Below are 12209 nucleotides of genomic sequence, written 5' to 3' on the forward strand. Positions count from 1 at the left end.
ATCAGGCAATGATGTTGTCGACTGAAAGGCGATTAATGAACCTGTGGATCGGCAGGAGAGGCGTTGTTACGGATCTCCGCGATATCCATCGCATTGAACAGGTAATGATTGCCGCAGTAATCGCAGTGCATATCGATTTCACCTTCTTCCGCCAGAATGCTGTCCACTTCTTCATCCGGCAATGTTTTCAGCGCGCCCGCGCAACGTTCGCGTGAACAGGTGCATTTGAATTCAACATCTTGCGGATCGTAGAGCGTGACTTCTTCTTCGTGATACAAACGCCACAGCACATCATTTGCCGGTAACGTCAGCAGCTCTTCGCTTTTAATGGTTTCCGTCAACATAGCCAGATGGTCGAAATCCTCCGCCTGCGCGTTCTGTGCCGGCATCACCTGAAGCAACATTCCACCTGCCGCCGGTTTACCGTCGACATCGCCGGTACGGATAAACAGGCGCGTCGGCAACTGCTCGGAGCGCAGGAAGTAATCTTCCAGGCACGCCGCCAGAGTATCGCCTTCCAGACCCACCACGCCCTGATAGCGCTCACCCTCTTCCGGCGTAATGGTGATCACCAGATAGCCGTTGCCAACCAGCGTTTTGAGATCCGCATTGTCAGGGATGTCGCCCTGAACGCGAGCCACGCCGCGCATCTGCTGCTGATTATTGCCATTGATCACCGCCAGGCTTAACGGCCCGTCGCCCTGGAGCTGTACCGTAATGTCACCGGCAAACTTCAGCATCGCGGTCAGCAGGCTAGTGGCGACCAGCAGTTCGGCCAGTACGGTTTTCACCGGCTGCGGGTAGGTATGATTGTCGAGGATCTGTTGCAAGGTTTCCGAAACGGTCACCAGCTCGCCGCGAACGGCAAAGTTTTCAAACAGATAACGATGTAATTGGTCATGTTGCGGCATAATCATCTCTCTTGCGGGTGACAGTTATTCGCTGTCGCCGTGTTTAAATCGTAACAGGTCGCGGCGCTCTTTCTTGTCCGGTCGCCTGTCCGGATGCGGCATGGTCAGGGCGTTAAGCTTGCGCGCCTGCGCCATTTTTTCGCGTTTTTCCACGCTTTCCGCCGTCTCTTCATACAGAGCGACGGCTTCGCTGGCCGGACGGCGCTGTTCGGTGATGGCTTTAACGATCACCGTCCGTTCGTCATTTCCCTGACGCAGGGTAAGGGTAGCGTTCAGCTCGACGATTTTGCTCGGCTTACTGCGCTGGCCGTTGTAATGCACCTTACCGCCTTCAATCATCTCGCGGGCCAGCGCGCGGGTTTTATAAAAACGCGCGGCCCACAGCCATTTATCCAGTCTGACCTCAACGGAGGACTTTTCTTTCATGGCGTCTCCTTCACATCAGCGAGGGGATCAGACGGCGGTAGTCGTTCAGGGACGGATGGCGCGTATAGTGCTTTTCCGCCAGGCCGGAATCAGGATTCGTCACGCCAAGACAGTAGCGAATACCAAACCGGGCGGCGGCGTCGAGAATCGGTTCGCTGTCATCGATAAACAGCGTTTTCTCTGCGCTTATTCCCGTTTCCTCAGTGACAGCGCGCCATAACCGCTGATCCTCTTTGGGATAACCAAATGTGTGGGTGGAAAGTAATAAATCAAGGTGTGAGGCCAGACCGGTATGCTCCAGCTTCACCGCCAGGTTATGTGGATGCGCATTGGTGAGCAGAATCCGACGTTTTCCGCTGGCTTTTAACGCATTCAGAAACGGTACGGTATCGTCGCGCAAAACAGCGCGCGGCCCTTGCGCCGTCGTCATAGCGCAAATATCCAGACCCAGACGCTCGCTCCAGTAATCCAGACAGTACCAGTTTAGCGTATGCTGTACGGCATGATACTGCTGACGAATATATTCCTGCGCGTCCTGTGGCGAAATACCCTGCTGCGCGCCGTAGGTTTCCGGTACCAGCTTTTGCCAGAAATAGTTATCGAACGCAAGATCGAGCAGCGTGCCGTCCATATCCAGCAAAACGGTATCCACGTTTTGCCAGTCAATATCAATATGCATGGGGAACTCCAGGGTAACGCAATTTGCGCGACAGGGTAGCATACCCTGTCGCACGGCGGCGCGATCAGATGAGATTTTCCGGAGAGACGGTTAACCTGGGATTGAGGCAGCTTTCATAGTATTCCTGGATGTCCGCCATACGGGTACGGTGGCGTTGATAACGTCTGAACGCCTGAATGCCGTTGTAGACCGCGCTCACTATCATTGCCAGCATCAGCAGCGTGGTACCGAGGTAACGCCACCAGCCGGATTTATCGGGGATACGATGCAGGCTGATATGCTGCGTGCCGTTGGCATCGGTATACACGCTGGTGACAATGCCCTCGGCGCTAAATGGCGTCTGCATGAGCGTTTGCGCCAGACGCTGGAAGGCGCTCCACTGTTCCTGCGCGGGATAGTCATACAGCGGCGTTGACGGCCAGGCCTGATCAACCAGTTCGCTGCCTTCATCGCTGGCGATCAGGAATCCGCCGGGAGCGGGGCTATTCAGCGACTGGGCGGCACGCGCGGTCTCGCGAGAAATAAACGGCGCCGTTGAGGTCGTGACCAGATTTTCCAGCGACTCTGCGCTTACGGGGCGTAGCAGCACGTTGACGCCGTCCAGTTTGCCGGCGTTCGCGCGTTTCACCAGCGCGTTCCAGTCCTTACTGTTACCGAGATTAACCAGCGCATTTTTCAGGCGCACGCACTCGTCTTCCGCCGCGCACAAATCAGCGGTTTTCAGAACAATATCGCCAAAGTCATCTAATAATACCATGCCCGATTTTTGGATCGCGGAGCGTAAAGATGCGCTGACGCGCGAGTCGTCTTCGGGTTTTGGATGGAGCTGACGATTTACCGCCTGGCTTAGCGCCATTGCTTTATTCACCAGGTCTGATTCCGGCAGCGGTAGCGCAGGCGCGTCATTCCAGATGATTTGCGAGCAATCGAACGGCATAAACGGTGAGTTAGACTGCCCGCTCCAGGTCGCGCCGGAATGAATATTACACATTCCTTTACCGCTCAGGTGCAGCGTATCGCCCACCCGCACGCCAGCTTTTTCAAGCTGTTTTACCGTTGTCGCTTCAATGGCTTGCGCGCCTTTCATCCACGATAGCGTGAACTTGATTGGCATATCCAACGGGATCCAGAACAGCAGCATAAACAACACCAGCAGCGAACCGATAGCAATAACAGTGCTGCGTAACCAGTGCTGCAACGGGAAGTTTTTCACTTCATCATGCAGGGATAAAAACCGGCCCTGGCGCGCGACATGGCGATCAAGGTAAATATCAATATCCGTTTGTTGCCCAAGATCCTGCGTAATGTAGGGTTGCCAGTGGGCAGGGTAAATAAGGTCGATGATGCCCAGCGAAATATTGTTAATCTGCTCCTGATTATTCTCCCCAAACAGTCCCCAGCGGCGGGGCGTTCCCCGCAGACAGTGAATTTCCCGCAGCGCGCTTTTCGACGGCGGCGCAAAAAGTCCCCAAAGTCCGGCTGCCAGCAACAGGATAGCGCCGCCTATCATCCACGGTACAAAAACGTCTGGCGTTATCAGGCAGAAAAAGAATAACAAAAAGGAGGCGACGATTAACAACGCTTCGCGCAAGCCAGCCGGGCGGCTGAGCGCATATTCTTCGTGGGTCTCCTGACGGATATTCAACAGCTCAATCTGCTCGCTCTCTTCGCCGCGAATCGACGCCTGCGTAGAGGCCGTATTCTGTAGCGCGTAGCCGCGCGACTCCTGCATATACTCTTGCAGCGTATGGCCGTTTAAAGAGATCACCAGCGGCAGCGTATCCGTGAGGATCAGCTCAACGTTGTTTTCATCATTGATGTACTGTTCCCAGAAAGGCGGCAGATGGACTTCGACGGAGTCGAGGTAGTAGCGCCATTTATTAGGATCGTCAGTGGTAATGCCGTAGCGGGTGATGGAGTGGGTCAGTATCACGACACTGTTGCTTTCCGCGTTTAGCGTCAGCGAGATGGGCGCAGCACTGGCGCCTGTCGGCCCCGGAACTTGCTGGATCTGGCTAAGGTTATCGAGATAGTTTTCTACCGCGCTGCGCTCTTCGGGCAACAGTTTACGCGTTTGCGCGTCCTGAAAGGCGCTGATCCACGGTAAGCTCCCTCGTCTGGACTTTACCCGGAACCGCCATATTGCCAGTAGAGAGCAGGCCAGCAAAGCAGCTATAAAAATCAGAATGGTGCTCATGCTTTCCCCATCTTACTAAGTCTGTCAGGCGTGGTCAGTCGCACCCTGTCCAATAAACATTTTTCTGTGGTTGGCTATCGGCAAGCGTGGAGTTGAACTTGAGCATTGTAAAGCGCATCCCAGTGAAGGCAAATCATAGCAATACCACTAAAAACGGAATATCAGCAAATTCCTGGAGTTATTTCAACCTATTGACTTTTAATTTGAAATAAGAATTAATTTTTATTACGTTACATAAATGTAAATAAACGGCAATTCGCATTGCCGAAACCGTGCGGTATGTCGCACAATGACCACAGATTACACTGCAAAGATTCTCACAATGAGCAAATCATTACAAAAACCCACCATTCTGAAAGTGGAAACCGTCGCACAATCCCGACTGTTTAACGTAGAAAGCGTGGATCTGGAGTTCAGCAACGGCGTGCGTCGCGTGTATGAACGTATGCGACCATCAACCCGTGAGGCGGTAATGATTGTGCCGATCGTTGATGAGCATCTGATTCTTATTCGTGAGTATGCGGTGGGAACCGAATCCTATGAGCTGGGCTTCTCGAAAGGATTGATCGACCCGGGCGAGACCGTTTTTGAAGCGGCGAACCGGGAGCTCAAAGAAGAGGTCGGGTTTGGCGCGCATAACCTGACCTTCTTAAAAAAACTCAGCATGGCGCCCTCTTATTTTTCCAGCAAAATGAATATCGTGGTGGCGGAAGATCTCTATCCGGAGTCGCTGGAAGGCGACGAGCCTGAGCCATTGCCGCAGGTACGCTGGCCGCTGGCGCATTTAATGGATCTGCTGGAAGACCCCGATTTTAACGAGGCCCGCAACGTCAGCGCGCTGTTTCTGGTACGCGAGTGGTTGAAAGCGCAGGGCCGAATTGCCTGATGGCGCTGCGTTGATCAAGCTAACGGAAAGTTTGTCTCCCCGTTCGCCGTCATCCGCTAAACACAATAAAAAAGGCGCCGGAGCGCCTTTTTTGATCAGAACAGTTCGTGTGTTTCACCATTATCAATAATGGTGGTTCCCACCTCGTGTACCGCCTGTTGTGTCGGCTGCGTGCCTTCGATGAAATACTCTTCACGGCTATTACCGCCGCTCGCCAGTTGTCCGGTACTGCGGTCGATATTCACCGTGACGATGCCCGGCGGCGGCGTTAGCGGCTGTTCCGGCACGCCTTCCAGCACGGCTTTCATATAGGCGTCCCATGCAGGTTGCGCGCTCTTCGCGCCGCCCTCATAGCCGGAGATTTGATCTTTGATCGCGCCGGAAGCGGTGGTGCGGCCTAAATCACGGCGGTGATCGTCAAAGCCGATCCATACGGAAGTGACGACGCCAGGACCATAGCCGGAGAACCATGCGTCTTTCGAGCTGTTGGTTGTACCGGTTTTGCCGCCGATATCGCGACGTTTAAGGTCGCGCGCCGCACGCCAGCCGGTACCCATCCAGCCGGGTTCGCCGAAGATATTGGTGTTCAGCGCGCTTTTGATCAGAAACGCCAGCGGCGTATTGATCACATGCGGCGCGTACTCCTGCGTGCCGTTTTGCGCGACCAGCGCCTGGTTTGCCTGTTCCAGCTCAGGCATCGGTACGGCGCTGTTTTGCTGCTCTTGCGAAACCGCGACCTCTTCCACATTGGTGTTTTCCAGCACGTCGGATTTCTGCGTATTGCCGTAAATGACCGGGATATCGCACTCCGGGCAGGCGATTTTCGGTTTCGCTTCGAAGATCACGCCGCCCTGATCGTTCTCAATCTTGCTGATGAAATACGGGTCGATCAGGAAACCGCCGTTCGCCATCACCGCATAACCGCGCGCAACCTGCATCGGCGTGAAGGAGGCGGAGCCCAGCGCCAGCGATTCGGTATGCACGATATTCTGCGCCGGGAAGCCGAAGCGTTGCAGATACTCCGCCGCATAGTCGACGCCCATGGCGCGCATGGCGCGTACCATCACCACGTTTTTCGACTGCCCCAGCCCCTGGCGTAAACGAATCGGTCCGGCGTACTGCGGCGGGGAGTTTTTCGGACGCCAGTCTGAACCTGCCCCGGCGTCCCAGCGGGAAATCGGCACATCGTTGAGCATACTGGCGAGCGTCAGCCCTTTATCCATTGCGGCGGTGTAGAGGAACGGTTTGATGTTCGACCCCACCTGACGCAAAGCTTGCGTCGCGCGGTTAAATTTACTCTGATTAAAATCGAAACCGCCGACCAGCGCCAGTACCGCGCCTGTTTGCGGGTTAAGCGAAACCAGCGCGGAGTTCACTTCCGGTACCTGCGCCAGCCACCAGTCGTTATCCACCTGACGAACCCAGATTTGCTGACCTGTCTGGACGACATCGGTAACTTTACGCGGCGTCGGCCCCTGCTGTGTATCCGAGCGGTAAGGCCGCGCCCAACGCATTCCTTCCATACGTAGCGAAACGGACGTACCGTCGGCAAGCGCAGCGGTCGCCTCTTGCGGATTAGCGCTGGTGACCACGGCGGGAAGCAGCGGTCCGTAGGTCGGCAACGCTTTCAACGTATCGGTAATTTTTTTACTGTCCCACGCCGTTTCGCCCACTTTCCATAGCACATTCGCCGGGCCGCGATAACCGTGGCGCATGTCATAGTCCAGCACGTTATTACGCACCGCCTGTTGCGCGGCCTGCTGCACTTTGCGGGTGATGGTCGTGTAAATACGATAACCATCTTCATAGGCGCTTTCGCCATAACGGTTATACATTTCCTGGCGCACCATTTCCGACAGATAAGGCGCGGAGAAGGCGATTTCCGGCGCGTGATAATTTGCGTCGATAGGTTCGCTACGGGCCTGATCGTACTGCGCCTGAGTGATATATCCCTCGCTTAACATTCGCGAAAGCACTACGTTACGGCGCGCTATCGCCCGATCCATCGAGTAGAGCGGGTTAAAGGTAGAAGGCGCTTTAGGTAGTCCGGCGATAACCGCCATTTCGCTTAGACTAAGCTGGTCGACCGTCTTACCAAAGTAGACCTGTGCCGCCGCGCCAACGCCATAGGCGCGGTAGCCGAGATAGATCTTGTTCAGATAGAGTTCGAGGATCTCATTTTTATTCAGCAACTGCTCAATACGAATCGCCAGAAACGCTTCCTTGATCTTGCGCATCAGCGTGCGTTCGGGGCTAAGGAAGAAGTTTCGCGCCAGTTGCTGGGTAATGGTACTTGCTCCCTGCGATGCGTGACCGGAGAAGAGCGCGACGCTGGCCGCACGGAAAATACCTACCGGGTCAATGCCGTGATGCTCATAAAAGCGGCTATCTTCGGTGGCGATAAAGGCGTTGATCATTTCCGGCGGAATTTGATCGAGCGTAACGGGAATACGACGTTTTTCGCCATATTGCGCGATAAGTTCGCCATCCGCGCTGTAAACCTGCATCGGAATTTGCAAACGCACATCTTTCAATGTCGCGACGTCAGGTAGCTGCGGCTCAATATAGCGATAAAGGCCATAAATCGAGCCTGCTCCCAGCAGGATGCAACATACTGCAAGGATCAATAAATACTTTACGAACTTCACTGGAGATTTCCCATTTAGTGTCATTTGGGCAGTTTATAAACAAACGCGCGGTAGTATAAAGGCAAGCCAGACGCATTGATATACCCGTTAACGCGACGGGTGATAAGGAGATCGACCGTTATGGCTTTTAAAACCTGGCAAATAGGATTGCATATTCAGCAGCATGAAGCGCTGGCCATCGCCGTTATTCGCGGCGCATCGGGCTGGTCCCTGCAACGTTGGTGGCGACTGCCGCTGATGAACGCCTCCACGGCAGAGGGTACGATTCCTGACCCGCAATCGCTGGCTCACGTACTGCGCCCCTGGAGCCGTGAGCTGCCGCTACGTCACCGTATTTATCTCTCTTTTCCCGCAAATCGGACATTGCAACGCGCTTTTCCACATCCGCCGATGCGTCTGCGGGAACGTGAGCAAGTCGCATGGCTTTCACAAACGATGGCGCGTGAGCTGGATATGGATCCGGACTTATTGCGTTTCGACTTTCAGGACGATGCGCTAAGTCCCGCGTTCAACGTTACCGCCGTGCAAAGCAAAGAAATTTCAGAGCTGTTAACGCTGGCGCAAACGCTCAATGTGCGCATCGCTGCTGTAACGCCCGATGCCTGCGCGTTACAGCGCTTGCTGCCGTTTATACCTTCGGGGCGGCAATGTCTGGTCTGGCGCGATGAGAGCCAGTGGCTGTGGGCGACGCGCTATGCGTGGGGGCGTAAATCGGCGCGCGATGCGACGACGCTGCATGACCTTGCCGCAACATTATCCGTCGTGCCGGAACATATTTCGTTATGCGCCGAGGGCGAATTCGACCCCTGGCGCGCCGTAACCGTCCGCCAACCGCCGGTTCCGCCGGACGGTTATCGCTTTGCGATTGCGCTGGGTTTAGCCATGGGGGAGATACGCTGATGGCGCATTCTGTCAATTTGCTCCCCTGGCGGCGCCAACATTACGTAGCGCGTCTGCGGCTGTGGTGCGTGGTATGGGGCGCGTCCCTGCTGCTGATAGCAAGCCTCGCGACGATCGCCCGGTTGGTTTTTTGGCAGGAGGGAAGGATTAATGAACTGCTACTGACGGCGGAAAACGGACACACGACGGCGCTTGCGGCGAACATACCGCAGTTGCAGCAGCGTCAGCGGCAGCAACAGGCGCGATTACAACGTCAGGCGCAGCGTGAACTGACGCAAGCCTGGCAATCTATCTTGACTGACCTTGCCAACCTGTTGCCAGAGCAGGCATGGCTGACAAGCCTCAATTATCAGCAAGAGACGCTAGAGCTGGAAGGGCTGGCGAGAACGTTTGACGCCCTGCTCACGCTTGAGACATCGCTTCGTCACTATGTCAGTTTTCCGCTAAACCGCACGGGCGCCACGCAGCAGGATGCGCAAGGGCGCTGGCAGTTCCATTATCAGTTAACGAGGAGCGCCGCCCGTGAACGCGCTCTTTGATATCTGGTACGGGATGTCGCGCCGTGGTCGGGTTTTTGGTTGGTGTGCAGGCGTGCTGTGCCTGACGCTGACGGTTGCGTTATCTGTGGGCTATCCCGGCTGGAAAACGCTGGATACGCAACAAATGCGGTTAAGCCAGCAGCGCGAGGCCGCCCGGCAACAGTGGCGTCATCTGCGCCGTCTGAGCGTCGCGGCTGAACCGCTTTTCGGGCGCACCGTGGAAAATCCGCGTCCTTTTTCGCCGTTAGATTTCCAGGCGCCTCCCCTGCGTTTGCTGCACTGGCAGCCATCGGCGCAGGGGGGAGAATTGGCGCTGAAAACGTCCTGGGATGCGGTGCCGTCGCTGTTTGTCCGGTTGGCCGAAAGCGAGATGAGCGTAAGTCGGTTTTCATTGTGTAAAGAGGGGGCGGAATTATTGATGACGCTGCAACTGGAGCGCCTGGCGAATGAAGGTTAGCCGCGGTGTATTGCTCTGTTTTTGTTTGCTGATGTTGACAGGAATGCGCGATCCCTTCCGCCCGCCGGAAGATCGCTGCCGGATAGCCGAACTCTCGCAGTGGCGGTATCAGGGCGCGGTGCGTAAAGGCGAGCGATGGACAGGCATTCTTAAAGACAGCCAGCAAAAATGGCGGCGAGTGGAAGAAGGGCAGACGCTGGAAAACGGTTGGACGATTGTCCACCTGACGGCGGAAGCCTTAACGTTAACGACCGGTAAAAATTGTGCGCCGCCGCAGTGGCGGTGGCTACGTCAGGGAGCGGACAATGAAGCGATGGATAGCCATAATACTGATAGCCTTGATGCCCGCCGCGCAGGCGGGAAAAGCGGCGAAAGTGACGCTGGTGGTTGACGACGTCCCTGTGGTGCAGGTTTTGCAGGCTTTAGCCGAGCAGGAGCGGCAGAATCTGGTGGTGTCGCCGGACGTCAGCGGGACATTATCGCTACATCTGACGGATGTGCCGTGGAAACAGGCGCTACAGACGGTGGTCAATAGCGCGGGGCTGGTGCTGCGTCAGGAGGGGAATATTCTCCATGTTCATTCACAGGCCTGGCAGAAAGAACACAGTGCGCGGCAGGATGCCGAGCGGTTAAGGCTTCAGGCTAATTTACCGCTGGAAAACCGCAGCATTAGCCTGCAATACGCCGATGCCGGCGAACTGGCGAAAGCGGGCGAGAAACTCCTGAGCGCGAAGGGAACCATCATGGTAGATAAGCGCACCAACCGCCTGCTGTTACGCGATAACCGCGCGGCCCTGGCGGAGCTGGAAAAATGGGTATCGCAAATGGATCTGCCGGTGGCGCAGGTGGAGCTGGCGGCGCATATCGTCACCATTAACGAAAAGAGTCTACGGGAACTGGGCGTAAAGTGGACGCTGGCTGACGCGACGCAAGCGGGCGCGGTGGGTGACGTGACGACGCTTTCCAGTGATTTATCCGTCGCCGCCGCCACCTCACGCGTCGGGTTTAACATCGGGCGCATTAACGGACGCTTGCTGGATCTGGAGCTGTCAGCGCTGGAGCAAAAGCAGCAGTTGGATATTATCGCCAGCCCCCGGCTGCTGGCTTCCCATCTGCAGCCAGCCAGTATCAAGCAAGGCAGCGAAATTCCTTATCAGGTTTCCAGCGGCGAAAGCGGCGCGACCTCCGTGGAATTTAAAGAAGCGGTGCTGGGAATGGAGGTGACGCCCACCGTTTTGCAAAAAGGGCGCATCCGCCTGAAGTTACATATCAGCCAGAATGTCCCCGGTCAGGTACTACAACAGGCTGACGGCGAAGTGCTGGCGATAGATAAACAGGAAATTGAAACGCAGGTAGAGGTAAAAAGCGGCGAGACGCTGGCGCTGGGCGGTATTTTTTCGCGAAAAAATAAATCGGGTAGCGATAGCGTGCCGCTGTTGGGGGATATTCCCTGGCTTGGTCAGCTCTTCCGCCATGACGGTAAAGAGGACGAGCGACGCGAATTAGTGGTGTTTATCACCCCCAGACTGGTGGCGACAGAATAATTTATGCATAAAAAAGCGCTGTTTTTGCACTGAACGCATCTGCGGGATTTGACGTGCGGATGTATTTAGCATACAAGGAGTACCGATTTGAGAGTCGTGCTTTTCGTTGCTGACGCATTGATTAATGCGCTTTGCCTTGCCGAAGGTGTGCATAAGACCGATGATAAACGGCTGAATGTCCGCTGATGCAGACGTATTGGTTCTGCGGATTGCGCACAATTGTTTGAAAGTAGAGCAATTTGTAGGCCGGATATGTTGTTCTGGCCGCCATCCGGCAACGCTAACTCGGGTTTTGCAACAATCAGGCTTGGTGATTTATTCAGTTGCCAAACCCGCTTGAGTATTGAGATAATTTTCAGTCTGACTCTCGCAATATCTTATGAGGTTTCAGTTCATGTCCTGCTGCGCTGGGTGTCTGTGAAGCGGGTTTACCATTAACGAATAGTCTTAGTAGTACCGAAAAAATGGCAGAGAAACGCAATATCTTTCTGGTTGGGCCTATGGGTGCCGGAAAAAGCACTATTGGGCGCCAGTTAGCTCAACAACTCAATATGGAATTTTACGATTCTGATCAAGAGATTGAGAAACGAACCGGAGCTGATGTGGGCTGGGTCTTCGATGTTGAAGGTGAAGACGGCTTCCGTAATCGTGAAGAAAAAGTTATCAACGAATTGACGGAAAAACAGGGTATTGTGCTGGCAACCGGCGGTGGCTCTGTAAAATCGCGTGAAACGCGTAACCGTCTCTCCGCGCGTGGCGTCGTGGTCTACCTTGAAACGACCATCGAAAAACAACTGGCGCGCACGCAGCGTGATAAAAAACGCCCGCTGTTGCAGGTTGAAGCACCGCCTCGCGAAGTTCTGGAAGCGCTGGCTAACGAACGCAATCCGCTGTACGAAGAGATTGCCGACGTCACCATTCGCACCGACGATCAAAGCGCTAAGGTTGTGGCAAACCAGATTATTCATATGCTGGAAAGCAACTAATTCAAGCAGAATACGCTGGGTAAGCGGGCACAAGTA

Annotated in this window: 12 protein-coding genes; 7 read left to right on the plus strand and 5 right to left on the minus strand. The window is 55.0% G+C overall.

Features of this window, described 5'->3' with window-relative positions; translation table 11 throughout:
• Positions 1-32: 32 nt before the first annotated feature.
• The 4 genes from hslO to igaA all read right to left on the minus strand — a co-directional run bounded on the left by hslO (position 33) and on the right by igaA (position 4213).
• Entirely contained in the window at positions 33-911 is an 879-nt protein-coding gene (gene hslO / locus ACLJQD_RS13905; protein ID WP_023242768.1) for an Hsp33 family molecular chaperone HslO, read from the minus strand.
• 24 nt (positions 912-935) lie between these two features.
• Positions 936-1337 (minus strand): ribosome-associated heat shock protein Hsp15, encoded by a 402-nt coding sequence (gene hslR / locus ACLJQD_RS13910; RefSeq protein ID WP_000660721.1) that lies wholly within the window; start codon positions 1335-1337, stop codon positions 936-938.
• Positions 1338-1347: 10 nt separating this feature from the next.
• The gene (gene yrfG, locus ACLJQD_RS13915; protein WP_001520508.1) at positions 1348-2016 is read right to left on the minus strand and encodes a GMP/IMP nucleotidase; all 669 of its coding nucleotides are present in this window, start codon (positions 2014-2016) and stop codon (positions 1348-1350) included.
• Positions 2017-2080: 64 nt separating this feature from the next.
• Positions 2081-4213 (minus strand): intracellular growth attenuator protein IgaA, encoded by a 2133-nt coding sequence (igaA, locus tag ACLJQD_RS13920; RefSeq protein ID WP_000104088.1) that lies wholly within the window; start codon positions 4211-4213, stop codon positions 2081-2083.
• 322 nt (positions 4214-4535) lie between these two features.
• Between igaA and nudE the strand changes: the two genes are divergently transcribed.
• Positions 4536-5099 (plus strand): ADP compounds hydrolase NudE, encoded by a 564-nt coding sequence (gene nudE, locus ACLJQD_RS13925; RefSeq protein ID WP_000045725.1) that lies wholly within the window; start codon positions 4536-4538, stop codon positions 5097-5099.
• A 95-nt stretch (positions 5100-5194) separates the two neighbouring features.
• Here nudE and mrcA read toward each other — a convergent pair whose 3' ends face one another.
• Positions 5195-7747, minus strand: coding sequence for a peptidoglycan glycosyltransferase/peptidoglycan DD-transpeptidase MrcA (gene mrcA, locus ACLJQD_RS13930; protein ID WP_017441589.1), 2553 nt, complete (start codon positions 7745-7747; stop codon positions 5195-5197).
• A gap of 120 nt (positions 7748-7867) precedes the next feature.
• On the opposite strand from mrcA, the gene ACLJQD_RS13935 reads away from it, so the two are divergent.
• The 6 genes from ACLJQD_RS13935 to aroK all read left to right on the plus strand — a co-directional run bounded on the left by ACLJQD_RS13935 (position 7868) and on the right by aroK (position 12173).
• Positions 7868-8647, plus strand: a complete 780-nt coding sequence (locus ACLJQD_RS13935; protein ID WP_017441588.1) for a hypothetical protein — start codon at positions 7868-7870, stop codon at positions 8645-8647.
• On the plus strand, positions 8647-9186 hold the full coding sequence (locus tag ACLJQD_RS13940) for a PilN domain-containing protein (RefSeq protein WP_000951381.1): 540 nt from the start codon (positions 8647-8649) through the stop codon (positions 9184-9186). Before ACLJQD_RS13935 ends, ACLJQD_RS13940 begins: the two co-directional genes overlap by 1 nt.
• Entirely contained in the window at positions 9170-9643 is a 474-nt protein-coding gene (locus ACLJQD_RS13945; RefSeq protein WP_017441587.1) for a hypothetical protein, read from the plus strand. The genes ACLJQD_RS13940 and ACLJQD_RS13945 overlap by 17 nt, the downstream gene beginning before the upstream one ends.
• On the plus strand, positions 9633-10034 hold the full coding sequence (locus ACLJQD_RS13950; protein WP_000868829.1) for a DUF2531 family protein: 402 nt from the start codon (positions 9633-9635) through the stop codon (positions 10032-10034). Before ACLJQD_RS13945 ends, ACLJQD_RS13950 begins: the two co-directional genes overlap by 11 nt.
• Positions 9949-11187, plus strand: a complete 1239-nt coding sequence (hofQ, locus tag ACLJQD_RS13955; RefSeq protein WP_017441586.1) for a DNA uptake porin HofQ — start codon at positions 9949-9951, stop codon at positions 11185-11187. The genes ACLJQD_RS13950 and hofQ overlap by 86 nt, the downstream gene beginning before the upstream one ends.
• Positions 11188-11651: 464 nt before the next feature.
• On the plus strand, positions 11652-12173 hold the full coding sequence (aroK, locus tag ACLJQD_RS13960; protein ID WP_000818621.1) for a shikimate kinase AroK: 522 nt from the start codon (positions 11652-11654) through the stop codon (positions 12171-12173).
• The last annotated feature ends 36 nt before the right edge of the window (positions 12174-12209 follow it).

It is taken from the genome of Salmonella sp. SAL04214, from assembly GCF_046550615.1.
Classification (GTDB): domain Bacteria; phylum Pseudomonadota; class Gammaproteobacteria; order Enterobacterales; family Enterobacteriaceae; genus Salmonella; species Salmonella enterica.